The 26,799-nt window shown below is 58.6% G+C and carries 22 protein-coding genes; 13 read left to right on the forward strand and 9 right to left on the reverse strand.

Annotated elements, in window-relative coordinates:
- The first annotated feature begins 169 nt into the window (after positions 1–169).
- From ACYHH6_RS09955 to ACYHH6_RS09975, 5 genes are all read left to right on the forward strand, one after another.
- Positions 170–1,723 carry a trimethylamine methyltransferase family protein gene (locus ACYHH6_RS09955; protein WP_352522265.1) on the forward strand — a complete coding sequence of 518 codons (1,554 nt, stop codon included), beginning with the start codon at positions 170–172 and terminating at the stop codon, positions 1,721–1,723.
- Between the two features lie 8 nt (positions 1,724–1,731).
- Entirely contained in the window at positions 1,732–2,841 is a 1,110-nt protein-coding gene (locus ACYHH6_RS09960; protein ID WP_352522263.1) for a mandelate racemase/muconate lactonizing enzyme family protein, read from the forward strand.
- 35 nt (positions 2,842–2,876) lie between these two features.
- Positions 2,877–3,896, forward strand: a complete 1,020-nt coding sequence (locus ACYHH6_RS09965; RefSeq protein ID WP_352592427.1) for a GlxA family transcriptional regulator — start codon at positions 2,877–2,879, stop codon at positions 3,894–3,896.
- A gap of 501 nt (positions 3,897–4,397) precedes the next feature.
- Positions 4,398–5,126: a LuxR family transcriptional regulator gene (locus ACYHH6_RS09970; protein ID WP_435053462.1), complete on the forward strand. Its 729-nt coding sequence runs from the start codon at positions 4,398–4,400 to the stop codon at positions 5,124–5,126.
- A 930-nt stretch (positions 5,127–6,056) separates the two neighbouring features.
- Positions 6,057–7,250: an IS256 family transposase gene (locus ACYHH6_RS09975; protein ID WP_352592423.1), complete on the forward strand. Its 1,194-nt coding sequence runs from the start codon at positions 6,057–6,059 to the stop codon at positions 7,248–7,250.
- 258 nt (positions 7,251–7,508) lie between these two features.
- On the opposite strand, the gene ACYHH6_RS09980 is transcribed toward ACYHH6_RS09975, so the two are convergent.
- On the reverse strand, positions 7,509–7,775 hold the full coding sequence (locus tag ACYHH6_RS09980) for a DNA -binding domain-containing protein (protein ID WP_352522143.1): 267 nt from the start codon (positions 7,773–7,775) through the stop codon (positions 7,509–7,511).
- Between the two features lie 122 nt (positions 7,776–7,897).
- Here ACYHH6_RS09980 and ACYHH6_RS09985 point away from each other — a divergent pair, with 122 nt between their 5' ends.
- Positions 7,898–8,116: a helix-turn-helix transcriptional regulator gene (locus ACYHH6_RS09985; RefSeq protein WP_023690571.1), complete on the forward strand. Its 219-nt coding sequence runs from the start codon at positions 7,898–7,900 to the stop codon at positions 8,114–8,116.
- 373 nt (positions 8,117–8,489) lie between these two features.
- On the opposite strand, the gene ACYHH6_RS09990 is transcribed toward ACYHH6_RS09985, so the two are convergent.
- Positions 8,490–9,185 carry an OmpW/AlkL family protein gene (locus tag ACYHH6_RS09990; protein WP_352522144.1) on the reverse strand — a complete coding sequence of 232 codons (696 nt, stop codon included), beginning with the start codon at positions 9,183–9,185 and terminating at the stop codon, positions 8,490–8,492.
- Between the two features lie 147 nt (positions 9,186–9,332).
- On the reverse strand, positions 9,333–9,734 hold the full coding sequence (locus ACYHH6_RS09995; protein ID WP_352592418.1) for a hypothetical protein: 402 nt from the start codon (positions 9,732–9,734) through the stop codon (positions 9,333–9,335).
- A gap of 1,119 nt (positions 9,735–10,853) precedes the next feature.
- Here ACYHH6_RS09995 and ACYHH6_RS10000 point away from each other — a divergent pair.
- The 4 genes from ACYHH6_RS10000 (at position 10,854) to ACYHH6_RS10015 (ending at position 16,150) form a co-directional block, all read left to right on the forward strand.
- Entirely contained in the window at positions 10,854–11,237 is a 384-nt protein-coding gene (locus tag ACYHH6_RS10000; protein ID WP_352592415.1) for a hypothetical protein, read from the forward strand.
- Positions 11,238–11,246: 9 nt separating this feature from the next.
- Positions 11,247–12,551 (forward strand): lysine N(6)-hydroxylase/L-ornithine N(5)-oxygenase family protein, encoded by a 1,305-nt coding sequence (locus ACYHH6_RS10005; protein ID WP_352592412.1) that lies wholly within the window; start codon positions 11,247–11,249, stop codon positions 12,549–12,551.
- A gap of 493 nt (positions 12,552–13,044) precedes the next feature.
- Complete coding sequence (locus tag ACYHH6_RS10010) at positions 13,045–13,824, forward strand: phytanoyl-CoA dioxygenase family protein (protein ID WP_352592409.1); 780 nt, start codon at positions 13,045–13,047, stop codon at positions 13,822–13,824.
- Positions 13,825–14,146: 322 nt separating this feature from the next.
- Positions 14,147–16,150: a class I tRNA ligase family protein gene (locus ACYHH6_RS10015; protein WP_352558869.1), complete on the forward strand. Its 2,004-nt coding sequence runs from the start codon at positions 14,147–14,149 to the stop codon at positions 16,148–16,150.
- Positions 16,151–16,907: 757 nt separating this feature from the next.
- On the opposite strand, the gene ACYHH6_RS10020 is transcribed toward ACYHH6_RS10015, so the two are convergent.
- The 4 genes from ACYHH6_RS10020 to ACYHH6_RS10035 all read right to left on the reverse strand — a co-directional run bounded on the left by ACYHH6_RS10020 (position 16,908) and on the right by ACYHH6_RS10035 (position 20,451).
- A complete protein-coding gene (locus ACYHH6_RS10020; protein WP_352592405.1) occupies positions 16,908–18,383 on the reverse strand; it encodes an NAD-dependent succinate-semialdehyde dehydrogenase in 1,476 nt (491 codons plus the stop codon).
- A gap of 246 nt (positions 18,384–18,629) precedes the next feature.
- Complete coding sequence (locus tag ACYHH6_RS10025; protein WP_435053459.1) at positions 18,630–18,905, reverse strand: peptidase M16 family protein; 276 nt, start codon at positions 18,903–18,905, stop codon at positions 18,630–18,632.
- A gap of 51 nt (positions 18,906–18,956) precedes the next feature.
- Positions 18,957–19,088: an insulinase family protein gene (locus ACYHH6_RS10030; protein WP_023690580.1), complete on the reverse strand. Its 132-nt coding sequence runs from the start codon at positions 19,086–19,088 to the stop codon at positions 18,957–18,959.
- A 1,108-nt stretch (positions 19,089–20,196) separates the two neighbouring features.
- Positions 20,197–20,451 carry a hypothetical protein gene (locus ACYHH6_RS10035; RefSeq protein WP_352592402.1) on the reverse strand — a complete coding sequence of 85 codons (255 nt, stop codon included), beginning with the start codon at positions 20,449–20,451 and terminating at the stop codon, positions 20,197–20,199.
- A gap of 335 nt (positions 20,452–20,786) precedes the next feature.
- Between ACYHH6_RS10035 and ACYHH6_RS10040 the strand changes: the two genes are divergently transcribed.
- Positions 20,787–20,999, forward strand: a complete 213-nt coding sequence (locus ACYHH6_RS10040) for a cold-shock protein (protein WP_023679670.1) — start codon at positions 20,787–20,789, stop codon at positions 20,997–20,999.
- Positions 21,000–21,224: 225 nt separating this feature from the next.
- Here the strand turns inward: ACYHH6_RS10040 and ACYHH6_RS10045 are convergent, their stop codons facing one another.
- Entirely contained in the window at positions 21,225–21,698 is a 474-nt protein-coding gene (locus tag ACYHH6_RS10045; protein ID WP_352592399.1) for a Ros/MucR family transcriptional regulator, read from the reverse strand.
- Between the two features lie 1,160 nt (positions 21,699–22,858).
- Between ACYHH6_RS10045 and ACYHH6_RS10050 the strand changes: the two genes are divergently transcribed.
- Entirely contained in the window at positions 22,859–23,863 is a 1,005-nt protein-coding gene (locus ACYHH6_RS10050) for a glycosyltransferase family 10 domain-containing protein (protein ID WP_352592396.1), read from the forward strand.
- Positions 23,864–24,000: 137 nt separating this feature from the next.
- Here the strand turns inward: ACYHH6_RS10050 and ACYHH6_RS10055 are convergent, their stop codons facing one another.
- A complete protein-coding gene (locus ACYHH6_RS10055) occupies positions 24,001–24,354 on the reverse strand; it encodes a hypothetical protein (RefSeq protein WP_023690586.1) in 354 nt (117 codons plus the stop codon).
- A gap of 956 nt (positions 24,355–25,310) precedes the next feature.
- Between ACYHH6_RS10055 and ACYHH6_RS10060 the strand changes: the two genes are divergently transcribed.
- Entirely contained in the window at positions 25,311–26,366 is a 1,056-nt protein-coding gene (locus tag ACYHH6_RS10060) for a cytochrome-c peroxidase (protein WP_352592394.1), read from the forward strand.
- The last annotated feature ends 433 nt before the right edge of the window (positions 26,367–26,799 follow it).

Raw genomic sequence — 26,799 nt, forward strand, 5'->3', positions numbered from 1 at the left:
CCGCTGCTCCACCCGACCATCTCTCGAGTCCGGGTGAGTGAGCCGGCGGCCCAGCCTGCCCTTTAGTCAACACTCGCATGAGACTTTTGCAGTAGGTCAAGGCTCAAAGCTCCGGCAATGGTTGAGTGCGGTCCGGTTTCGGTCGCGACATATTTGTCTGGAGGCCGGCATGACTGCTCAACTACAGCTCTCTCGTAGAGGCGGGCGGGAAGCGAGGCGGACGATCCGCACCGCACCAAAGGTCGACATGTTGCCGACGCTCAAGCGCGGCCTGCCGGTGGTAGAGCCGATGGATGCCGAGCAGGTCGAACGCATTCACAAGGCTTCTCTCTCTATCCTGGAAGAAGTAGGCGTGGTGTTTCGCGATCCGATCGCGATTGAGGACTGGAAGAGAGTCGGAGCGGACGTGCGCGCCGATGACCGCGTTCATCTCGACCGCGGCCTGGTCATGGAGCTCATCAAGACCATTCCCCCCAACGTCGAATATTTCGCGCGCGATCCGGCGAAGAATGTCGAACTCGGAGGCGACAAATCAATCTTCGTGCCCATGACAGGCGCGCCGTACATGCGCGATCTCGATGATGTGAGGCGTGGCCCGACGATCGCGGACCTTGGGACCTTCCACAAGCTTGCCCATATGATGCCGGCGCTACATTCGTCGGCTCACCACATCGTCGAACCGATGGACATTGTCGTCGCGCACCGGCACCTGCACATCACCTATTCGTCAATAAAGCATTCCGACAAGATTTTCATGGGCATGACCACCTCGCCCAAGAATGCCGAGGACGTGCTCGACATGTGCGAAATCCTTTTCGGTGAAGGCTTCCTTGAGAACCATGCAGTCACCACCGGAAACTGCAATGGCAACTCGCCGCTGGTGTGGGACCAGGTCATGCTGGGCGGCATGCGAGCTTTCTGCCGGCGCAATCAGCCCGTCTTGTGCTCGCCCTTCGTTCTCGGCGGCGCGAACACGCCAGCCTCGACCGCGGCGGCAGTGGCGCAGCTCAATGCGGAAGCGCTTTCCGCACTTGCCTACACGCAGGTGGTGCGCGAGGGCTGCCCTGCGATTTATGGGCATTACCTATCGACCGTGTCGATGCAATCGGGAGCGCCGATGGCGGGAACGCCAGAGATTTCGCTCATGAATTTCATGATCGGCCAGATGGCTCGTCGCTATAACGTGCCATGGCGCACTTCGAACTTGCTTGGCGGCGCCAAGATCTTCGATGCGCAAGCTGGCTATGAAAGTGCGATGACCATGATGGCCGTGCTGCTGTCAGGTGCAAACTACATTTGGCATTCTGCTGGCTGGAATGAAGCCGGCATGCACTGCTCGATCGCGAAATTCGTTGTCGACGCCGAAGTCTGCGCGATGGGCTATCGCATGACACAAGGCATCCAGTGGGACGATTTCGATGAAGCCCTGGCTGCGATCCGCGACGTCGGGCCAGGCGGCCATTACTTTGGCCATCCGCATACACAGGCGAACTTCGAGAAGGCTTTCTTTATTCCGAAACTCTTCGACAATAACTCGGTTGAGCAGTGGTACGCTGATGGCTCAAAGGACATCAAGCAGCGTGCCCTGGAGCATGCGCGCCGCCTTCTGGCCGAATATGAAGAACCAAAGCTCGACATCGCCAAGGACGAGGAATTGCGCGCGTATATCGATCGGCGCTCGCGGGAAATCCCCGCTGTCGACGCGCTCAACGAGGAATACTGAGCATCCTCATGCGCATTGACCAGATCAACGTCTATAAGGTCCAGCTACCCGTTAAAGGTGGCACCTACCGAATGGCCAGCGACGACGTAGACGCGCTTGACAGCACTATAGTCGAGATTGGCACCGATGACGGACTGACTGGCTGGGGCGAAACCTGCCCGGTCGGGCCGGTTTATCAGCCGCATCACGCGCTCGGCGCACGCGCGGCGATTGCCGAGATCGCCCCAGGTCTTATGGGTGCCGAGATTGCCTCGATCAGGCTCCTCACCAAATGCATGGACGAGCGCTTGAACGGGCATGGCTATGCCAAGGCAGCGTTCGACATAGCCTTCCTTGACGTTCTCGGCCAGCGGCTTGGAGTGCCGGTCTCGACACTGCTGGGAGGCGCGCTCGTCGACCGTGTTCCGGCCTACTATTCGCTCATTGTTGGCCCGCCTGACGAAACGGCCAGGATAGCCGCCGACAAGGTGAAGTCAGGTTATCCACGCCTGCAGGTCAAAATCTCGGGGCGGAATCTCGAACAGGATGTGGCCTCGATTCACAAGGTTTGGGAAACGGTAGGCTACAAAGCGCGTCTCGCAGTGGATGGCAACAGGGGGCTCACTGTCGCTGCCGCCATTCATCTTGACCGGCTTTGCCACGCGATCCCCTTCGTTTTCGAGCAACCCTGCAATACTATGGATGAGATCGCCACCCTGAAGGGCAGGGTGACGCATCCGGTATATTTGGACGAGAGCACCGAAGATCAGAACGCAGTACTCAGGGCGATCTCCCTCGGCATAGCGGACGGCTTCGGCTTCAAGGTCACGCGTCTCGGCGGCCTCACCAAAATGGCGACAATCCGCGACGTTTGCGCCATCCGCTCGCTACCGCACAGTTGTGATGACGCATGGGGTGGCGACATAATCGCGGCGGCTTGCGTGCACTTAGGTTCCACTGTGGAGCCGCGCCGTTTTGAGGGCGCCTGGATCGCGCAGGAATATATCGAAGGACATTTCGACGCGAAGAATCCGATTGTCATCGAAAACGGTCACATCGCCGTACCGCAACTGCCCGGCCTCGGCATCAAACCGGAACCCGGCATGTTCGGTCAGCCAGTAGCCACGTACGGATCCTAGTGAACGCACCCGCCAACGTTAGAGCAATCACGTCGTTGGCCACGCCGAAGAAACCGGCGGCGGCCGATCGACCGTTTGACCTGGTGGTTCTGGTCTTACCCGGGTTCTCGCACCTGTCGCTTCACGCCTATATTGAACCCTTTCGCATCGCAAACACGGTGTCGAGCCTGCCGCTGTTCCGGTGGCGCATCGCGGGGCTTGACGCTCGGCCGATCGAGGGCGCCAACGGCCTTTCGGTTGCTGTTGATGTCACGATAGACGAACTGGTTTTCGGCTCCGACGATCGAAGACCGAACCAGCTCGCTATCGTAACGGGCGAACCGGTAGAACAGCAACTGACGCCTGAGCTCAACGGATTTCTGCGAACGATGGCGCGTCGCGCGGTGCCGATATCTGCGGTGGGGACAGCGACATGGCTGCTCGCTCGTACGGGGCTTCTGGCAGGTACACGCTGCACGATACACTGGTCGCGGCTCGCTGCTTTTGCCGAAGTATTCAACCAACCCCGCATAAACGATTCCCTGTTTGTCAAGGACGGCCAGTTTTCAACCTGCGCAGGAGAACTGGCAGCTTTTGACCTGGCCGTCGATCTGATCGGCAGCCATGCCGGCGGGTATATTGCACAGGAGGTCTGCCGCCACTCGACTGTCCAAGGTCAGCGCTCAGGATCAAACCGCCAGACCGGGCCGTCGGGTCTAGCCTTTGCGGGTGTCAGCGACAAGCTCCTGATGTCAATGCGGATCATGGAGGAAAATGTAGAGTTCCCGCTGACAATGGAGGAGGTCGCGCAACGGACCGGAGTATCGCGGCGCCAGCTGGAGCGCTTGTTCGCTTCCCATATCGGAGTTCCGCCAGTGCGTCACTATCTCCGCATTCGCACAGACCATGCGAAGCGCCTGATCGAAGGCACACGAATGCCCATCATTGACGTTGCCATGGCCTGCGGGTTTACGTCTGCTTCGCATTTCGCAAAGTGCTTCAGAGCCTTCAATCGAATGTCTCCGCAGCAGTGTCGAGCGATAGTGCCGCCTTGGGTTGGGCCCGGCTTAAGATGATAATTGGTGTTTGAATTTAGCGGAGAACAGCGCCCCTCTATCCATGGCAAATGTTCGGAGTTGATCTGCCCAGCAACAATCAGATAGCGTTGCAACAATACGCCCGGATCTTTGGCCTCAAAACGGCGACATGCGCCTACTCCGTTGTCCTCTTCTCTGTCGACCCAAGTTCACCGGGCGACCATTTGATTGAGGGCTTTTGATAACGCCCCGATGATGGTGGCGCAGGACGATCACGATTGTACCATGCAGGGGTGGCGAGGATTTCATTTCGCAAGAAGATCTCTCCGATTGCGTTATTGCGTTGGGAAGATGCTGTAGCTTCTCCGTGACGGCCGTTCGAACAGTCCAGCGCAGCTGCGGTTGGTGACGACTATGCGAAGATCACGCAGCGCCAAGACCGGCCGCAGTTATGCAGGCTCGGCTTATGGCGGAGTCTCCAGGTCAGAATGGCGCGCAGCAGATGGACAAAGCGATTGAGCGAGGACAATGACGAAGAACATGCCGCCTCTCTTCGAGACATTTCTTGAAAAGTTGTCGGAGAGTGTCGATGAAACAGATTTCCGGGATGCCATGGCTGGGGCGGCCGCAGCACTTGATCTACTCACCTTTGCCTATCTGTCTTTGCCGTTGCAGTCTTGTGGCGAGCCCAAGCTGATCTCAAATTATCCACCTCCCTGGACCGCTCACTATCTGCAAAACCAGTATCAGAAAGTCGATCCCGTCATTATACGTGCGCGGTGTGGCGGCTCCCCGTTTCAATGGCCGGGGTCGGATTTGCGTTGCATTGAGATGTTGCCGGCTCAAGAGAAGCTATTCGATGAGGCGGCCCAGTTCAGCATCCGGTGCGGTTTGACAATCCCGATTATCGATCGCAGAGGCTGTGTTGCAGCTATGACCTTTGCCGCTGATAAGCCCAATTCCGCCTCCCTGCGCGTTGCTGGGCGATACGAACAGGCGCTCCAACTCATGGCGACATGTTTTCACATTTATGCTCGTCGAAAGCTGTCCGGCAATCGAACAGTGGACGGCGTTCCGTTGACACCTCGTGAATATGAATGCCTTCAATGGGCCGCGCGCGGCAAGTCCTCTTGGGCTGTCGGCTGCATCTTGGGCATCAAGCCGCGTACCGTCGATTTCCACCTCGACAATGTGAAGAAGAAGCTCGGCGTGCACACCAAGGATCAGGCCGTAGCCCTGCTGGCCTCATCACGATCTTCAATTCTCTGAGAAGCTGAATTCGTCTTTGGTTCTATTGAGCATGAGCAAAGGCTGTTTTCGGCTGGCCATTCGCCTCCAATGCAAGGTCATCCCTTCCTCTAGACGCATCATGATGCACTTATTGCGGCTGGTTGGTACTGACTTGGCAACGAATTACATGCACCCTCTACGATACCGCGTTTTCAAGGGGAGGCCCCACGGATGTGCGGACGAATGTCGGGCGGGGCGACCATGTTTTGCGATACTGTTTGTGCTGTTGGAAGGAAAGACGGCGCCCAAGGAACCGAGCGTCTGGGAAAGCACCGCCGTGCGCTCGATGCTCTTCACAGCTATGATCGAGTTCGGCCCGTCCCGCTGTGCCGGCCCAATTGTCACCGTCACCCATCTGTCCATGGAGCGCATGCTTCGCCGCGCCGGCCGCGCGGACCGGAGAACCCACACAAAAACCCGCGGCGTGGCCGCATATCAACGGCTCCAACGAGACGGTGGATGCCGTTCGGCTATGGCGGGTTCATGAGGCGGCGATGTGATGTCGGGCCGTCGTGATCTTGGCGGGCCCGGGCCATGAACTGGGCAGAAGGCAGCGCCGCCGGCCGGCCGGACCGGTGGAAGGCTACCACACCATCGTCGCGTCGCGCGTCGACCTAGCGCGTTGAGGCGATTCTGTCTCGCGGACTCTCTCAGGCGTGATGGGCGACATCTCCAACCCCCGATTTCGAGGAGTGGTGCTCAATCCGTACGTCGCCATATGGACCCTATCGATCTGCCCGCCTGGCAGTTGAGACACCGGCTGCGGGCCTTTAATGTATATCATCTTCTTAGCTACGCCCGGATGACTGCCAGGTAGTGTGCTGAGAGTTCTGCAAATTCGCTGATAGAGGGCGGTCATGGCAGGCTGGTGATGTTCAACGTCACCGATTCCCTGGAAGGAACGCCACCATGACCAAGACAGAAGGTAAATCGACCAGCGCTGCCGTCAAAGACATTCTGCTTTCGAACCCGGAGGGGCTGCACGAAGTGATCCGTGCGGTAATGCAGGAGGTTCTCGAGGCCGAGATGGAGGAGGCGCTGGGTGCTTCGAAGGGCGAACGCACGCCTGAGCGCCTTGGGTATCCGCTCGGGTACGGCCGCACCCTGGTCACCCGGGTGGGCAAGCTTGAGCTGCGGGTTCCACAGGACCGGGCGGGTCACTTCTCCACCGAGCTGTTCGAGCGCTACCAGCGTTCGGAGCGGGCCTTGGTTGCGACGCTTGCGGAGATGTATGTGCAGGGCGTGTCGACCCGCAAGGTCAAGGCGATCACGGAAGAGCTGTGCGGTCATGCGTTCTGGGCTTCGTCGATCTCGGCCATCAACAAGCGCTTGGACGAGAGCCTGAAGGCGTTTGCCGAACGACCGCTTCAGGAGCCATTCCCCTACCTCATTCTCGATGCCCGCTACGAGAAAGTGCGCGAAGCCGGCATCGTGATGAGCCAGGCGGTGCTGATCGCGGTCGGCATCGACTGGGACGGGCGCCGGCAGATCCTGGCCGTGGAGATGGCCAATCGCGAGAGCCGCTCGGCCTGGAAGGACTTCCTCGTCGGCTTGAAACGACGCGGTCTCAAGGGCGTCGAACTGGCCGTGTCCGACGACCATGCCGGCCTGGTCGCGGCGATCGGCGAGGTGATCCCGGAAGCAGCATGGCAGCGCTGCTACGTCCACTTCCTCAGGAACGCGCTCGATCACCTGCCCAGGAAGCACGGCGACGATTGTCTGCAGGAACTGCGCTGGCTCTACGACCGGCGCGATCTCGCCGAGGTCAAGGCCGATCTCGCCGCGTGGCTGTCCAAATGGTCCGCCCGCTACCCGCGGCTGACCACCTGGGCGGAAGAAGCCATAGAACAGACGCTGACTTTCTTCCGGCTGCCGCGTCAGCATCACAAGCACCTCAAGTCCACCAACATGCTTGAACGGCTCAACGAGGAAATCCGCCGGCGCACCTATGTCGTGCGCATCTTCCCGAACGCCGAAAGCTGCCTGCGCCTGGTCAGGGCGCTGGCCGTCGAAACCAACGAAAACTGGATGGAGGCCAACCGCTATATCAACATGGATGATCTGCGCGAGCACAAGAAGCTCGCTCTACGCCAAGCCGCATGACCAGTTTCATGATCGCCCATTTTGCAGAACTTGACGCACACAACCGACTGCCAGATCCTTGTGTCCACCGCAAGCGCGTGGCCGTCGCCTCTGCCTCGTCCTCCAGGGCCCTCGGCGGTTCGCCTGCCGGGGGTGGAACGGGAAATGCCGAAACCATGATCGGCGAGCCAGGTTCAGGCCGGCCGGTGAGCATCCTGCCGACTCTGCGTGGAGGCGTTCGCCGCGCCATCCAGGACATGGAGCGCACGGTGTAATTGTTCAGCCGGCGAACAATTCCTTGTAGCCAGTAGTGACCATCCAGTTCGCACGGTCGAGATGGCTACGAAGAGCCTTCCTGGCGCGCTCCGGTTCGCGTGCTGGATCGATGCCGAGGATGACGTGGGCCATCTCTTCTTCGCTCGCATCATCGGCGGAGGCGTCTAGGAGCCGCATATAAGTCGTGAAATGCGATTTATCGTAGACCGTGAGGCTGTCCGACCAGTGCACTTCGTCGGCAATTGGCGTGTTCGACTTAGGCTGTAACATCGCTGGTTATACCTCCGGAAAACGGCCTCCGCGAAGCCCTCCGCCAGCGGATTTAGATGCTCAACGTGGATTACATATTATAGTTGATAAACTCAAGCTGCGTAATCCGCTGGCTGTCGTGCATGGATATGCGCAGGTTAGTCGGACGTAATGTGCAGAGCATCAGGCTAAGGAAGCGTCTGACGCAGGAGCAGCTTGCCGAGATTTCCGGGTTCAGCCAGCAGTACATCAGCGGCTTAGAGAAAGGCCGAAGAAATCCGACGATCATCACGATCTATGAACTGGCATTGGCTCTCGGCGTCAGCCACACGGATCTGGTTCGGCCCGACAAACAGACCTGACCCACCCGACTTTCAAGTAATTGCTACGGGCCCGCGTGCGTGACATCGCGGAACCGCGCCGGTCTTCTTCGCAGGCCCAGCCATCTTGTCCCGTTCGGCTTCGGGCCCCTGGCGCCGGGCAGCCTATCGGTGACGCCGACTCCGAATAACGGCTTCTTCAAGTCTCCCGACAATCGGCTGTTATGCGCTGGATGAAGATTTGCATAAAGTTGATCAGGACCGTTCCTCAGGTTCGGACGTTGTCCCCGCCCGAGGGGTTACACCCCACCCTCTACTGTTCCACGCCGACTCCGCCCGTGGAGAGTCGGCGTGGAAAGGGCGCCTGAGGCGCCCTTTCATCTCAGATCGGCTGTCAGCACCTTTGCGTCGCGCATCAGAAGCGGTAGGTGACACCTGCGCCTATCAGCCAGGGATCAAGCTCCGCCTTCCCCGTCTGCCTCGCGCCGTCGACGGTGACGTCGAAGTCTGGCTTGAGGAACAGCTTCTTCACGTCGAAGTTAACACCCCAGTGCTGATCCACCATGTAGTCGAATCCGACCTGCAGCGCCGTGCCGAAGGTGTTCTCAACATTGAGAGCATCGGCGCTGCCGGCATCCTGGTCATAGAAGATCGTGTAGTTCACGCCGGCGCCTACATAGGGCTTGAACGCCCCGAAATCGGTAAAATGATACTGCAATGTGAGCGTGGGCGGCAGCAGCCAGACCTTGCCGATATTGCCCAGCGCGCCGATCGCTCCTTGGCCCTCGATGTTGGCGTAGGTGGTGCCGAGGATAAGCTCGGCGGCGATGTTGTCCGTGAAGAAATAGGAGATATCGAGTTCCGGCGTCAACGTGTCCGAATAGGAAAGACCAGAGCCCGGCACCGCATTGACGTGACCCGAATCCTCAGTGATGACCCCCAACCCACGCAGCCGGATCTGCCAAGGGCTTGGCGCTTCCGTGACAAAGGCTCCTGCCTTCGGGACGGTAGCAGCTTGCGCAAGGTCCGCCGCAACGGCCTGCTGTCCCATCACGATGAGGACAACGGCCGCTGTTACTCCCCGCGCGGCCCGCATTTTGTTTCTCGCCATGATATTGTCTCCTTGCTCTTCAGAAAAAATGCATTGAACTACGAAAAGTCTTGCTCGAATTGCGTGATATTGGCGGAGCGCTCATGCGCAGTGTGCGTGGGACCGCGCACACACATTTACGCCGTGCTCGCAATCATCCACCTGTACTCACTTAGAAGTAAGCGGGATAACCAGAGGCCTGCAGCTTTGCGACCATCTTACGCGCGTGGCCTGGGTGGGCGCGTTCGGCTCGCTTCGTGGTGGCGAGCAGGATCTGCGTAGGCGGCAATGGTGGTCCCGGCCCCACAGCGAGGGCGGATTTCTGGCCGTCTTGCCAGAATTGTAGAGGTACTGACCGCACCGCATGAACACGGGAATCTTGTCGGGACGGTCGAAGATCGCTGTCAGCGCGTCTTGGTCACGATTGAACTGTGTTCCACCGAGCTGCCCCAGGGTCCTGGCCTGGCTGGCGGCCCAGGCAATTGTCTGTTCTCCTTCCACATCTTCGAGCCAAAGATAGGGATCATCGTGCGGGGCATTCAGCGTTGGTTGGAAATCGAATACGGTCATGTCCGGATATCGTGAAGTATGGTGTCGACTGGAAAATAACCGCAACGTCATGTCGGCTCGGAAAGGCCCAGTTTTCGCAGCTGCGACTGCATGTTCGGCGGGCTCGATCATGATATGATTTCTCCTCAGTCCTTGCCGCAGCGCGTTTGCGGATAGTCTTGCACGTGTCGTGCCAAACGAGAAAACCATTTCACAACAATGACATGGCTCTGACTGCCGTGTGCCTCATGTCGACTTTGTCGCAGACCCGACAACGAGTGCAGCCGTGACCGCCCTGATAGAATCTCGTGTGCGAGCTCGTGGGCACTGCGGAATAGCAGTGAAGCTCACCGCGAACTGGCCGAGCTTCGGATCGACATCGGCGACGGGACGATTGACGACCACCACGTTGCCGGTGTCGGGCACGGCACCGCCTGAGGAGCTCCGCGGCAGCGATCATCGAATGCCTGCGTTTACGAGGGCTCCCATTCCTGGCCGACCGGTAGGCGCGCAAAAGACTGCTGCCTCATCCCTCCGCCTGGATTGAGCCGCAGGGATGGAATGGCGTCGTGCTTTGGACCGGCAGAATAACCAATTCTGTTCCGGCTATCTGTACAGAGATTCATTGATGCGCTTAGGCCGGGCATCCGCCCATCCGCGACCATCTGAGCATGAGCATCGATCCTTCACCAAGAAAGAGAATTGCTTCCCATGAGAGAGGCCTCGCGGCGGACATGAGTTTGCGTCACTCTTCGTGATCGCGGCCTCCGAGGATGTCGGGATCGAGCCATTGCAACGGCACGATAGGGCGAAGGATCTGGCAGCTCTTGCAACTGCTGAGCTCGATGGACACGGCATATCGTGATCTGTCCGACAGAGACGCAGGGTTCTGCACTGTCCGTTCATGAAGACTGTGCTGGTCCCCATAAGATAGAAGTATTCTGATGCAGAGGGTGCCCGATTAGCTATTCGGAAAACTATTTTATCCGAAGTGGAAATCGGGCGCCGCCCTGAAGCGTCCCCCTCAATGTCGGATGTCGGACAGGATCGTAAATCCGCCAACCCGTTGTTTAATAAAGAATCCTTCTCTGGCACGGCCCATGCATGGGACTCTGCGAACGCATCAGCGAGACGTCGTCCATGATCAAGCGCACCGAATATGCCGTCGCCGTAGTGAACACCGCGCTCTCGCCTGCCATCAAGCCGCCGAAAGGCCGGCGCGTCATGGTCGGGCCGGCGATTGGGCCGGCTTCAAACACCTTAATGGGCCTGCAAAGCGTCTCGCGTGACGGCGACGCGGGCATCCAGACGAACGGAAAGACATACGTCGTTGCCCCACGTCGCCGGCCTGACCCCTCGATTTCACCGCGCTGGAATGCTCCGGTCTACATTCGACGACGCGAACGCGCTGGGCAAATTCTCGCAAACCCGGTCGGGACCGGTGCTCCGAACGTCCGCGAGGGGGCCCAATGGCTGTGGCCGATATTCGCCGCGAACAAGCCGTCCAGTGGGAAGACTCTATAGGAGGAAGCAGTGGAGTTATCTTGCGTTGGGATCGGTGCTGGCCCGTCCAATTTGAGCCTTGCGTGTCAGCTACACGAGCAAGTTGGGCAAGGGGCGGTGTTCCTGGATCGGCAGGTCGACTTCCGCTGGCATCCAGGCAGTGCATTCGATTCCTCGGAGCTCCAGGTCAGCCACTTCAAGGACCTGATCACTCTAGTGAATCCGCGATCAGCCTACACTTTCGTAAACTTCCTGCACGAGAACGGGCGTCTGTATCACTTCCTGAACGCACAGTTCGAAGCCGTGCTCAGAATGGAGTTCGAACAATACCTAAACTGGGTCTTCCACAGGAACCCACTTGTGCGTGGCGGTGAGACAGTACGCGAAATCCGCTTTGACGGCGAGTTTCGGGTGCGGACGGATAAGGCGGTTCTCGGCGCCAGAGACGTCGTGGTGGGCATTGGCAAGCAGGCGCAAATTCCGCCTCAGTTCCAGGGCTGGACTGGACGCAACCTGTTCCACTCATCTGTTTTACTGCACATCAACCCTGAGGTGCGGAGAAAGCATGTCTGCGTGGTCGGCGGAGGACAATCGGGAGCCGAGGTGATGTTGCATCTTATCGGCCTGCCGAAAGAACGGCGGCCTGCCTCGATCACTTGGGTCTCGCAGCGCGAAAACTATCTGCCTCTGGACAACAGCCCGTTCACAAACGAGTTGTTCATGCCCTGCTTTTCGGATCGTTTCGCGGCCATGAGCGAGTCGCAGCGTAAGCTGCTCCTGCGGCGTTTCGTGCTTGCCTCGGACGGCATTTCAGAAAGCACGTTGCGGGCGATCTATCAGGCGCTCTACCGCCACGCATTTTTCGAGCCAAACCGATCCGACATCACACTGCGGCCGGGCTGCACCGTCTCGCACTGCATCAACGCCGGCGCGGGTCACAGGCTGACCCTGCAGCACGGCATGGTCGAGGTCGAAGAAGTCAGGGCTGATATCGTCGTGCTGGCCACCGGTTACGAGAACGCGATCCCAGACTTCTTGGAACCTATCGCGCACCGGCTGGAGCATATCGACAATGAATTAGCTATTCGCGAGGATTTTTCGGTGAGCTGGGACGGACCGCGTGACAGACGCATCTTCGTACAAAACGCGAGCCTCGGGCAGCGCGGCCTGGCCGATCCGAACCTAAGCCTGCTGGCCTGGCGCGCGCGCCGCATCCTCGATAGCCTTCTTGGGCGCGCGCCATGCGCGAACCCCGAGCATCCTGGCTTCATCAGCCATACGTCGATCGAGAGCTGGCCCGCCCCCGTAGCCGAAGAAATGGGCAGCGGGATATGACTCGTAAACTTCTGATCATCGGCGGTGGCATCCTGGGAATGATGTCCGCCTCCGCTGCGAAGGCCGGAGGCTTCTCCGATATCATCGTGACCGAACAAGTTCTTGGACAAAGCGGCGCATCGCATTATTCTGGGGGCGTACATTTCCCCTACCGTTGTCAAGGCCGTGGCAGGTCGCGCACTCGAAAGAGCGCCGTGATCTTGGGGGCCATGGCTGGGTCGGCGGTCAGCGGATGGTGCCGGCCTTTAGCGATGCGTGTCGTGGCTGGACCGGGTGAAGCGGTTGATCCGGCCCAGTTTACCGAAGCCCTGGACCCGGCCGAGCATGACATAGGCAGTCTCGCGCCGAGCTTCACCGGACAAAATCCGTCGGAGCGGAACGCACTTAGCATCGCCGTCCCACATGCGTGGGCGTCTCCGTGCCGCAACTAGCCAGCGCCCGACTGCCCTAATTGGGGTCCGACCAACCAGTCTTTCCAACAGAGGCTTTTCGCATGTTGACTGATACTCAAAGAGACAAGTGGCAGAAAGACGGATACGTCAGGCTCGAAAGCTTCTTTGCGCCAGCGGCTCAGGAAGATATCTCTAATTTTGCCGAAGATGTTTCACGCTGGGATGTCAGCGATGATAAATGGCTCATGTGGTTCGAGAAGACGACGGACAATCGAAAGATCGTATCCAAGATCGAGAATTTTCTCGACTTCCATGATCCATTGCTTCGTTTGCTCTTAGAAGATCAGCGCATAAAGTCAGCAGTCGATGATTTGCTTGGAGAAGATTCGCGCAGGCTCAAGGAGTTGCTTATTTTCCACTACCCCGACAGCGGCGGCTATCTCCCGCATCAGGACATTTATCACATTCCACACAAACTCCCCAACCGGATGGTCCATGCCGTGGTTGCCATAGGCATCGACGACTCCGACCCGGAAAACGGCGGGCTTTTCTTCAGCCCCGGCAACCACAAAAAGGGGGTCTTTCCCATGGATGCCGGTGGGGTGATCTATCCTCAAGTCGCCGAAACGTTCTCCTGGGAACCCGTAGTATGGAAGGCTGGCGACATCTTCATCTTCGACGATTACGCACCGCACTACTCACGACCGAACAAAAGCAATCGTTCTCGGCGGACACTCTACTTGGTGTTCCAGCGTGCCTCAACCGGTGGGCCGACCCGCGCTGAATATAACGTGCTTAAGCGCGCCCTTAACCCGCCCGAGGGCAAAGTGGCCGATCTCGACAATCTCAAGCCCCCAAATGGGATCTTCTATCGCGATTGAGCTCACGCAGCCAGGCGGAGGCATGCACACGAAACTGATCGACCGCTCAAAAAAGCGGACGGTATGGCGGTCTGATTTGCGAGCTCGCGGAGCATCGGACGCTTTGGCACGTGGATTGTGGAGGTGGTCGCAGGCGGTCTTCTGTGTGCCTACAGCCTGACTAGCGCCCCCCTTTGGTCGCCCGCCTCCCGGCCCAGAGCTGCACTATCCTGGCCGGGCCGCCAACGGGTCGGACTGCCGTTTCTCTCCATGAAGTGCACTTGAGGCTGTTCGTTGGCAGCCGAAGGTCCGTCCCACTCTTCAACAGCTTAGGTTCGTTGTCATGCGCAAATACACGTTTTCTCGAACGGAGCTGTCGCGAGCGTTCGGTATCGACACGGCCACGCTTGGAACGGGCAGCGCTCGCACGGGGTTTTCGTTCGGAAAGGTTGGACCCGGGGTCACATCCGAGCCCCATCGGCACGACGAAATCGAGGCCTTCGTGGTCCTGTCTGGTGCGGGCAAGGTCACCACCGACCTTGGGGAAATCTCGGTCGGGGCCGGCGACGTCGTCCTGTTCCATCCTTTTGAAGCGCATGTGCTGCGCAATGACGGGAACAAAGACCTGGATTTCGTCGATGTCTACTGGCGGGACGGCGAGGCCGCCCTTGATGCCGCTGCAAAGACCACGGCTCCACGCGGGCCGACCTTCGTCTTCTCCGCGCCACCAACGCCAAATGGCGATCTGCATCTGGGGCATCTTTCTGGCCCCTATTTCGGCGCTGACGTCTATACCCGTTTCCTGCGCATGAAAGGAGTCGAGGCGTATCACCTGACCGGAAGCGACGATTACCAGAGCTACGTCGCGACACGCGCCGCTACCGATCAATGGACGCCTGCAAACGTGGCGCGCTACTATTCCGACGAGATTCGCGCCACGCTCGCACTTCTCGATTGTGACGTCCACAGCTTCCAAGCCACAATGGGCGATGACGGTTACCGCGAATTTCAAGCCGCGTGTTTCCGAACTCTTCTGAGCAGCACGGCGGTAGATCTGCGCCAGAGCCCCGCGCTTTTCGATGCTGTGACAGGCCACTATCTTTATGAGCCGGATGTTAGAGGCCTCTGCCCCGATTGCGGCGGCTCCGCCGCCGGCAACATCTGCGAGGAATGCGGCGCCCCAAACCTTTGCCACGACCTGGGTGCAGCGCGGTCACGGCAGTCTGCCGAAGCGCCGCTGGTCGGCTCCCTCCGCCGTCCGGAACTTGCCCTGGACCGCTGCTACGACCTTATCGACCGGCATCTAAGGGCATCAGGCGTCCCGCTACGCATCTTGGATCTCTTCGCGCGCCTACGCCAACGCGGCGGATTTTCAGTACCCATTACCCACCCCTCGGACTGGGGCCTGCCGGCCGAAGGGTTCCCGGGGCAAGTGATCTGGGTCTGGCCGGAGATGGCCTTCGGTTTTCTTTACAACATCCAGGCGCTCGGCCGCTCGCTGGGTCGCGACTGGAATGCGGAGATGCCCGGCAGCGACTGGCAGATTGTCCATTTCTTCGGCTTCGACAATTCGTTCTACCACGCGCTACTCTACCCCGCTCTTTACGCCGAGGTCTTCTCCCACTGGACGCCGCGCATCCACTATCACGTAAACGAGTTCTACCTGCTCGACGGCAAGAAGTTTTCAACCAGCTGCCGCCACGCGGTCTGGGGAAAGGACGTTCTGAGCCCAAAGACAGTCGACGTCGTGCGCCTCCATTTGGGCCTGACACGCCCGGAAGGGGAGCGGACGGATTTCACGCTGGACGGGCTGCGCCGCACCGAGAAGGAGGTCTTCCAAGGGATTTGGCTGAACTGGCTTGATGCGTTGGACCAGGAAATCAAGCAGGATTTTGCCGGCCATGTACCCGATGCAGGCGACTGGAGCCCAGTCGACCGCGCCTTCTTTGCTCGGATAGAGATCTATCGCGCGGCGATGGAGCGGGCATATTCGGACGAAGGCTTCTCGGTCCGGCGCGCGGCCGCTCAGGCCTGCGATTTCGTGCGCGATTGCGTGATCTACCGTCGGGCGCGAGACTATGCGGCTGCGCGATGTTTCTACCCCGCCCGCAATCGAACTTCGCTAGCCCTTCAGACGACGGCCGCTGCGATCATGGCACCGACAGTCGCTCCGCTGATGCCCCGATTCGCCAGAACGCTGGCGCGAGGCATCGATGGCGTCTCAACCGAAACATGGCCCCGGTCCGTCCAGCGCCTCGCACCCGGGACGCGCTTTGATCTCAGACCCGTGTTGGTGTTCTACGCCAAGTCCGGCAATCCTCACCTCGATGAGGAGGAAGCACTATGAGCCCAAAGGTGCACCAGTGAGCTGTCCCAATCTCGACCAGATCTGCGCGGCAACCAAAGCCGACCATGCCAAATATGCTGTCACTGGGGCGACCTGAACCAGCGCGTCGTCGACAACCCTGGCCCGCGGCTTCGAGGACCGCTCGGCCGGTCGCTTCCCAGCCCTTGCTGTTCGTGCCGCAATGCCGTGAGGGCTCGACTGCGCTGACCAACCTCGGCGGCATCGGGATTCCGTCCTCCAGCGGGTCAAGGCTGTCATGCGATTCGACCCGCTTGGTCAACCTGGCGCCTGGAGCGTGCGCCGATCACCAATGTGAACGCGAATGCCTGCGTGATGATATCTTCTATTCTGTCCGAGACTGTACCGGCGCGGCATTCAGCCGAAGAACAACTGAACTGACAATCGGAATGTAGCAGCTTCAAATTCGGGTCCGAAACCGGTATTGCTCACAACCAGCGTTCACGATCCAGCATGGTGCACAAGCTTCCAATCAGACCCGCGCAACGCACAGCCCTTCGCCTGAAGTATTCGGCGAGGGCTGCCAAATCGCAAGCGTATCCTCCTTAACATTCACGAGGTCTTCGCCGAAAATGCAGACGCTTGTCGCGGGAGAGATAGATGCCTAAATTATTAGGGTGCTCCTCAGGATTGCGTGTTTGCTCCGGTATGAGGGCCCTAATCGAGGAGCGATTCTACAATTTACATGTTTGGGGATCGCTCACTAGGTACTCGGCCTGTGACCCTGCAAGTCGATGCTTCAGATGCCGCCCATGCAGAGATATTTCATTTCGAGGTAGTCCTCGAGGCCATGGCGGGAACCCTCCCGCCCGATTCCGGACTGTTTTATCCCACCGAACGGCGCCGCTTCCGAAGACATCCGGCCGGTATTTACCCCGACCATTCCATATTCCAAGGCCTCGGCGACACGCCAGACACGCTTCAGGTTAGAGGCATAAAAATAGGCCGCGAGGCCGTAGATCGTTTCATTGGCATCACGCACGACCTGATCGGCATCTTTGAAGTGAATAATCGGTGCGAGCGGCCCGAATGTCTCTTCGCGCGCGACGGTCATCTCGCTGGTGACACCGGTCAGGACCGTTGGTTGGAAAAACGTGCCATTCGTGCCGATGCGTTTGCCCCCGCATCGAATTGCGCCGCCTTTAGCTACGGCATCGGCAATATGGGATTCAATCTTGGCCAAAGCCTTCTTGTCGATGAGGGGTCCTATGTCCACTCCGAGCGCGAAACCGTCACCAACTTGAAGTTGGCGAGCCCGTTCAACGAATTTCTCGACGAACTCGTCGTGAACGCGCGACTGGACGTAAAGGCGGTTCGCTGAAACGCAGGTCTGGCCGGCATTGCGGTACTTCGCCTGGATCGCACCGTCAACCGCGGCATCGATATCGGCATCATCGAAGACGATGAAGGGTGCATTGCCGCCAAGCTCTAGGCTGACTTTTTTGATCTGGTCCGAGCACTGGCGCATAAGTAAGCGCCCGATCTCAGTAGACCCGGTGAAGCTGATCTTGCGGACCTTGGGATTTGTGCAAAGTTCGCGGCCGACCGCGTCACCTTCGGACGCATAGATCAGGTTGACGACGCCTTCGGGGAAGCCTGCCTGATGGGCGAGGGCGAACATTGCTCCAGCCACGAGCGGCGTCTGTTCAGCGGGCTTGAGGACAATCGTGCAGCCCGCCGCCAAGGCTGGCGAGATTTTGCGCGCCACCATCGAGGCCGGGAAATTCCATGGGGTTATCGTGCCGACCACCCCGATGGGCTGCTTGATCACCAGCATTCGGCGGTCCGTCGATGGTGCGGAGATCGTCTCGCCATAGACGCGATTTGCCTCCTCGGCGTACCATTGCAGATACGCCGCAGCATGCGATATCTCCGATTTGGCCTCGGCAAGCGGCTTGCCCATCTCCGCGGTGAGAATTGCAGCGAGATCGTCGGTGTGGTCGATGATCAACTCATGCCATCGCCATAGAACATCGCTGCGCTCACGGGCGGTAAACCCTGCCCATCCAGGCTGCGCGACATAGGCCTTCTCGATTCCAGCGCATGTCTCTTCGACTCCCATGTCAGGTAGTTCTGCCAGCACTTCGCCGGTCGACGGGTTGAGGACCTCGAATGTCCGCTCGCTCATCCGCGTGCCAAGTGCCGGCAGGCGATCGATGGGTCCAAACAGGTCAGGGGATCTCAGGTGACGGATCATCGGCGGGCACAGGGGCAATCGGTTTCCTCCTCAACGCCAGGCGTATATAGCAGGTTCGGTGTGTAGTCCGGACGTCCAAGCTCCTCATAGGAGCTCGGCCAGACAGCTAGCAGACCACAGTTGCCAACTGGAAAGGGAGAATACCTGAATTCGCTAGAAGATGAGTCGCGGTTCTACTAGCCGGGCTCGACCGGCGGTTGCGCGCGGGCAGGTCCGGCCCGCGCGCACAACCCTGCCAAAGGTCTTCGCGGCCAGCGCTTGGTTCTACGTGCCGGCCACCGCGTCGTTCGGTCGGCAATATTTGTTGTAGATCGTGAATGCGTCGGTGCCGTTCAGCTTCTCCATCTCCTGTATCGAGCCGTTTGACCGGAATGCGGTAGGGCTGGTTCGGCCACAATGTCGCGTTGACCTCCTCGTCCAGCAGACCTGCGGGTTCGTCTCTCTGCGCCAACGGCGCTCCTCCAGGATCACTTTTCGCTCGGTCTTGATATCATCCTCGTTGAGGATGAGGTTGAACATGCGATCGGCCTCGAAGCCCATCATCTCGCCCAAACGAGTCATAGGCGGTGAGGGCGTTATTGTAGCCGCCACTCACTTAGACGGCTCGGTGAACTCGCTGTCGGCGCGGTTGGGCGTCGCCCTAAAGATCAGACGCTCGAGGAAATGGGCAAGTCCGGATTTGCCGGGTGGCTCGTCGGCGCTGCCGACCTTGTACCAGACCATATGAGTGATGAATGGCGCGCGGTGATCGGGGATGTCGACCCTTCCATGCCATTGCCGAGCAGGAAATCCGTAATCATGCCGCCGTCAGTGGCGGCCAGAGCGGGAGCGGTCGTCGCCAGGGCTAGGGCGGTGGCAGTGGATGCCTTGCGCAGCCAGGGGGCGATCGATGGCTCCGGTTGGAAAGGCAAGTTTCGAGGCAGTGATTTGTTCCTCATTTTCCTGAACGGGCTGCGTCTTCGATCCCCGTGGGAGGATCGGCGGGCAGGCCGAGCCAGATGAATCATGCGGCCAGGGCTCACTCGAGCCTCATCTTGGGAAGAGCCCAGGAGACCGGCGGCGGTGTTCTTGGGGGGATGGTCATTGGATGGATTTTCCTTGATCCGCGACGCCTTGCGGACGACCTCGCATGCACCGTGCCAGATCAGAAAACATTCGAGGCATGTGGACAAGTCAGTCTGACATGTTGTGCATCCGACATTGTGGGCCATCGAACAGGGCTGAAGGCGACGCGAGCACGGCTGAGAATATCTTCTTCATTGGAAGACGCTTGGGCGCGCTGCTGGGGAATGGGGACAGGATGCGCTTCGAAGGCCGCTGCACCGACGGTCAGAATTGAAATGTTGTCGCTCCAGCGGACCGATGTCCTCGACAGTCAGACCGGGCGGTGCTGAAGGGTAGAGGCGTGAGCAGCGTAGCTAAGTGGCCGCGGACCCAGCTCGCGCGCGAAGACGGACCTGAAAAAAAACGGCGGGTGGCGACATTCGCGAGGCGCTGGAGGTCGTAGGACTGGGCGGGAAAAACGATGCCGTTGCTCTCTTCTGGCGTGATGGCCTGCCGCGAGGCCGTTGAACTTGGTGAGTTGCTGCGGGAAGGGGAGTGTTTTCGCGGGGACCTTGGTCAACGTAAGAAACAAACTTCGAGCTCGCCTTGGATGGGGGCATGCAGCACATTTGCCGCTGCAGGACAGCAGCACGGAAGCTGTCCGCGCTTGCCGTCGTCCCTGGGCACCAAACAGCAGAATTTAGCGGTCGCGATTGATTTCATGTGCGTAAAATACCGCCTGGTGCGCTCGGCTGCAAATGCATGCCTGGCGGAGTGGTCGCTTAGGTCAAGAGCATCGCGTGAGTAACAGCCTGACCTTGCTCAATCTGATGCGCGCTAACCGCCTCGCCGGATTGTGGAACTGCTCGCGGGTGGCTTCTAACACAAACAGCAAGGTCATGAAATCAAGCAGGAAGTCGTCAATCGCTTGGGCGATTGTTTCTGACTTGCCCTTGAACTGGTCCAGCAAAACGCGCGCGCTATCGATCGCTTCCACGCTGGTCGCATCGATCAACCCCTCGACCCTCTTGAAACAGTCCAACTCGAAACTCCTTAAGGCGCTCCCAAGGTGTTATGCACGAAGGCAGCTCCGTGAACTACCCGGCCTTTTGACCTGACGGCACGAGCAGCGGTCGGCCTTACGTCTCGTGCCAAAGCACGAGCCATCGACGTGGCGCTGAGGAGCGTTGGAAGAAATTGGGCGCTTCCGGCCACGCTCGAGCGGTAGTGTGGACAGTGCTTGCTGGCGGCTACGCCAACAATGGAGTGCGCCAGGCTTAACAATTTTTCGCTTTTTGCTGCGCCCAAGTCTCGGCTATGACTCGGACAGGCCCAATGGCCTGCCCCACGTTGCAATTGTAAAAGAGGAATAATTATATGCCGACTGGAACGGTAAAGTGGTTCAACAGCACCAAAGGGTTTGGATTTATCCAGCCCGACAATGGCGGTCCGGATGTTTTCGTCCACATTTCAGCTGTCGAACGCGCGGGCCTCTCGACCCTCGCTGACGGCCAGAAGATCAACTATGAGATCGAGCAGGACCGCCGCACTGGCAAGTCCTCAGCTGGCAGCCTGAGCAAAGCTGGTTGAAATTTTCTCCTGCGAAGTCGCAAGAGTGGGCGTGTAGGCCCGGAAGTGCTCACTGCCGCTCGATAGGGACGAGCAAAAGTGAGGGCAGCAGATTGCTGCATGGGTCGCGAATTCCTCATGAAACAAGTTGTTGGAAAGGAAGGCGGGGTTGGCCCGCCTTTTTTATGCGACGCCCAGATTAAGCCGACGGCTGCAACGCTGCAGAAGGAATTTCAATTGCCGCAATCAAGCCGCGACCTTCTTGCGAGTTCGCTTCGTCGGCACCGGCGCTTCCGGCTCTTTCGGCGCTTTCGGTTTGCGGCCGAGCCCCATCGTTTTCGCCAGTGACGAACGCTTCGCGGCGTAGTTCGGCGCCACCATGGGATAATCCACCGGCAGGCCCCATTTGGCCCGATATTCACCCGGCGTCAGCCCATAGTGGGTCGACAGATGGCGCTTTAAAGATTTGAATTTCTTCCCGTCTTCAAGGGAGATGATGTAGTCCGGTGTCACCGACTTCCTGATCGGGACTGCAGGCGTAAGGGCAACCGGCTCTTGTGCAGAGATACCTCCGGCCGTCGCTCTCAGAGCCGCATGCACTTGGCCGATGAGGGCAGGGAGATCCCCCACCGGGATCGGATTGTTGGACACGTAGGCCGACACGACGTCGGCGGCAAGCTCAATGAGGTTGTCGACGTTTTTTCCGGCTTCTTCTGTCATGAAACTCTCCAGGGGTGAAACATAGTCAGCGAAGCGTCGCTTCATAGGGCCGGTTGCCGCTGAAAGCAACAATGTCTCTGACTGCGTTATTGCCAATGCTCGTCCAGAAGCGACATCGATGCGCCATATTTCGCGGCGTGACCGCTGAGCCACTCGTTGTTGGCGACCCTGCCGAGGTGCGTGGCGCGTGCCGCTCTAACTTAGCGCCGAAGTCGCTAGTAGCCTCGAGGCTAAGCGCGCTGTTTTTGTCTCGCTTTGCTTCTTTGGACTGTGAAATCGAGCGATAGTGGTCGCTTGATGGTGGGCGTCAGGGACGATGGAACAAACGTTCATTGGCAATGGCCAAAGTGATGTAAGTTCATCGCCGGTGAGCCGCTCTTGCAAAGGGGCTGGGAACCGCCGCTGATAAACCTAGGACATCAATGTATTTCGAGGCGTTTCTTAGCCGGTCCTGGAGAGGCGGCAATGGCTGCGGATGACACCTGTTCCAGGATATCAAACAGCGCGGCGACCGGCAGCTTCTCGAATCTGGAGCGGCTTCTCGCAAGTTGGCGCCGCGCCGAGAGGCCGGGCAAGGACAGTGAGCCGCCTGCATCAATGATATGCATCAACCAGCCAGCGACGCGTCCTCATACAGAATGCCGCGACCGGCCGTGTGATCTCGCCGGTAGTCGCCGAGGCCCTCTGCATGAAGCCTCGTGATGTGCTGACGATCAACCAGGCCAGAAAGGTCGACGTCCTGAAGCAGGGATGACATGAGTTTGCCACTATGCGCAGGCTTGCCATGCCCTTCCGCGGCATTTTGCGGGGCCTGTGAGTTGGGCAAGCTCGGCACTTCGATCGACTTGGCGTCACCCGGCTCATCGCCAACACGCGTTTCGGTCTGGTCCTACGCCGTGACCTTGACTCCGTTCGCGATGCCATTGAACTGCCGTGGAGAGCGGCCGAGGCGGAAGGGCTGATCAACCGCCTGAAGACGATCAAACGTACCATTAGGCAGCGCCGGCTGCGAACTCCTTAGGCACGCATGCTGCCACTCAGCCGGCCTGATCACCACATGAAGCGAGGAAGAACCTGGTCAAGTGCAAAGCGACAATTGCCTCGACAGCAGGTCCCGGAAGGTTTATGCTGCCCGATGTTACCGCAATCCTGAATGGCGATTGAGTACCTTCACGACTGAAGGGAGTGGAACTGCTTTGTCGGCCAAATTGTTGACGGAACGCCCGGCGCCCATTGTTGCTACATGTCTAGATTCTTGGGGCGTTTTGGATGATGCAATCCACCATCTCACTCCAAAGGGCAGTGGAATCTGGAACAACGTCGCTTTTGTACGCACTACATCCTTCGTGCCCGATTGGCATATTGTCTTTAACTCTGCTTCTCTTTTTGGGCTCCCTGTTGATATCGAGGCGAGCCCAAACAGGACAATCTTTGCAATCGGCGAACCGCCGACGAAAGCTCATCGTGCATTTCATGAAGGGCAGGGGAAGAATACTATCGTCCTGACGTCTGACGAAGAGCTGGCTGCTCGGCAGAATGCAGCGCGCCGATTCGTTTTGTCTCCGCCTATCACTCGGTCTTGGTCTGTAAACAAGACATATGACCAACTTCTGGTCAGCGAAGTGGTGGATAAACCGCTTCGGCTCTCATGGATTACCAGTAACATCGCCCTGCTAAAAGGACATCGATATCGGCTGGCGTTTCTGGAACGGCTGAAAAAGGAGCTCGATTTTGACCTGTTCGGCCGAGGTTTTCGGCTGATTGGAGATAAATGGAACGCACTCGCACCTTACCGTTACAGTATAGCGTTCGAGAATACTCGTGCTGACTACTATTTTACAGAGAAGCTTATGGACTGCTTCGTTGCTGAAACAATGCCGATCTATTACGGCAGCCCAGCAATCACGAGGTTCTTCCCTTCGGACTCTATGGTTCTGATTGACCCAGAGGACAAGAACGTAACCCAAAAAATTCAAGAAATCATCAACTCAGACCTCTGGAAGGAACGTCGCGGCGCAATAAGAGAGGCGAAGCGGCTAGTCCTCGAGAAATACAATACGTTTGCTTATCTCGCGGGCTTCATCGAAAGCGTTCAGGATAAACCCTTACCGCCAGAAATTATACACATCGAATCGCCTGAAGTTGATTTTGCAACAGACGAATGAATTAATCCAACGCTCGCTTCGCGTGCCCGGCGGTTGGTGGTCTGGCGAGATCGGTGCGGAGCGCTCGGCGGAGAATGCCTGCTGCGCAGACGGGCCGGCACGGGCGCACAAGGTCATGCGCCCCCGGCTGCCGCTGATCAGACGAACTGGGGAAGGCCAGGAACGGAATTGAGGACCTCGTCCACGAGTTCGTCGCCGGCATGTTCCTTGGCGCAGGCGATCGTCTCGTTGGCGAGGGCGGCGATCTTTGCCATGCTGAGACCCTCACCCATCAATTGCTGCCCGAGCCCCATAAGGCCGCCACCCTCTGGGTCGTCGCCATGATACTTCGCTACTAATTCCGAAGCTCCCGGAATGGCCTCGATCATGCGCGCGCCGGGACCGTCGGCCGCGTGGCTCCGCAGGAAACCCAGCATTAACCCAACGGCCTTCTCTGCGAGAGCCGGGCCGATGCCGGCACCAGTGGCGATGCGCGGTAAGATTTCTTCCATGCAGGGTCTCTCTCTCTTTGATTAGGTTTACAAGTGGCCGGTCCGGCGCCCCGCGCCCTTGGCCGAACCACAATGGAACTCCACTAAATAGGCCAGCGGAAGTGCTATTGCGCCTAAAACCGCCTCTGTCAACGCAAGCTGCGTCGGAAGTGCGTGTTTCGCAAACCGAAGATCATTGCAATTCACTTCAGTACGCATTGGCAACCGCACAGTTTGCGTTGGCTCGCTTATGGGCCAATGCCCCCCGCCCGTCAAATGATGACGACAACGTGGTCGGCGCCTAGGATCTGTGGATCAAGGTGAGGCAGTTACAGCGGGTGGACCTGCTCAAGCGCGGCGCCGTCGACACAAAGGGCTAGATTGGCGATACTGCGCGTGTTGGCCATGTCTTTCCTGGCGTGATGGGATGTTCGTAGAAGCGGAGCTATATGCCGGTGTGACGGTCCACCAAGGCGGAACGCCTATTCCGATACGAGATCCATACTGTCGTATAGACCGTCGCTGCTTAGGTGTTGAAACCGCCATCGCTGGTGACATCACAATGTGCAGTCGGCGGGTGTCGACAAGGCCGATTGCGTAATCAGCAGGTCAGGAGGAACGAATGAACCCTGACGTTTCAGAAGCTCACTTTTCGCAAGGCGTGCAGCGCACATCGTGCAAGAGATTGCCAGTCTTGCGGATGCTGTCGACTTTCTCAACCTTGGCTGGAAGATCGCAGTGACCGAATCTACGAAGCCGCCCTCAGGGCGTGCTTTGATGCATACAACCGGTTGCCGACCAGGGATACCCCTCCTCCCTGAAGTCCAATCGAGAAGAGCGATCCTTCCAAGAGGGTCCCAGCTCAGCTGCGAAAACAGGTGTGAGACCCCGTCCTCTCCCTCAAGCTGATCTAGCTCAGGGCGTTCATGAGCCGCAGATCGCATAATGGCTGCGTGGACGACGCAGGAAGACCAATTATGAAAATCCTATTCAGTACGATGGCTGTCACCTTGCTGGCACCCACCGCCTTTGCTGCGGATTCGATCCCCACCGACCTCAGAGATACGGCATTGGCCACCTTCACGGCTTTGCCATCCACCACGCCGACAGTCGCCAACAACCCGATCACCCCGGAAAAGATCGCTCTCGGCAAGGCACTGTTCTTCGATCCACGCGTCTCGGCGTCAGGCGTCTTGTCGTGCAATTCATGCCACAACCTGGCCACCGGCGGCGACGACAATCACGAAACCTCGATTGGCCATGGTTGGCAGAAGGGACAGCGCAACGCGCCGACTGTACTGAACGCTGTCTTCAACATCGCCCAGTTCTGGGATGGTCGTGCCGAAGACCTGAAGGCTCAGGCGAAGGGACCGGTCCAAGCCGGGATCGAAATGGCCAATACACCGGGCCAACTCATCGCCACTCTCCAGTCCATGCCGCAATATGTCGAGTGGTTCGATGCAGCTTTTCCGGCTGAAGCCGATCGGGTCACCTTCGACAACTTCGCCAAGGCGATCGAAGCCTTCGAGGCGACACTGGTCACACCTGCCCCGTTCGACAGCTTCCTGAATGGTGATGAGGTTGCCATGACTTCCGAACAGAAACAGGGCCTGGTGCTTTTCATGGACAAAGGCTGCTCGTCCTGCCATGCCGGCATCAACGTTGGTGGGCAAGCCTATTACCCATTCGGCCTCGTGGAACGGCCCAGCGCCGAAGTCCTGCCGGACAAAGACAAGGGCCGATTTGAGGTCACCAATGCAGCCGACGATTCCTATGTCTTCCGCGTGGCGCCGCTGCGCAACGTTGCACTCACCGCGCCATACTTTCATACGGGCAAGGTTTGGGATCTGAAACAGGCCGTCGCCATTATGGGGACCACCCAGCTCGGCGTAGTACTGGCGGACGAAGAAGTTGACCTGCTTGTTGCCTTCCTCAACTCGCTGACCGGAGAGGCACCTGACGTCGCCTATCCCATCTTACCCTCAGAAACGGCGACAACGCCCCGGCCTGTAACGCAGATCTCAGGAAAATAAGGGCCAACTGGCTGCGGACTCGCAATCGAAAATGATTGGCGATTTTTACTTGGCGACACGAATTGCGACGTCCATCTCCGAATTGGCGGGACGCTAGCGATACCCGGATCCTGCCACCTCGCCCGTAGTCTGCGCGATCAACTGGGGGCGGACAGACGCAGCACCATATATTGTCGCTGCCTGAGCGAACGCGCCAAGCAGTCTACTTTGAGAAACGACGCGTGTCCGATTTGTTCGAGGCGCGGGGCCTGTATGTCCCCAAGGAACCGATATTATAGCGTAGTGCCACATTTATATTTCTGCGGGATTAAGACACGTGCCGTAGGGAAATTGCACATTTGCGCCGAGTGGCTCATTTCCAAGAGTGTGATCGGTTTGGCATATTCCCGGCCGACATCCGCCAGCCGGCAACTCCCCACACGGTGAGGAAGAG

Source organism: Mesorhizobium sp. P171375 (genome assembly GCF_057786075.1).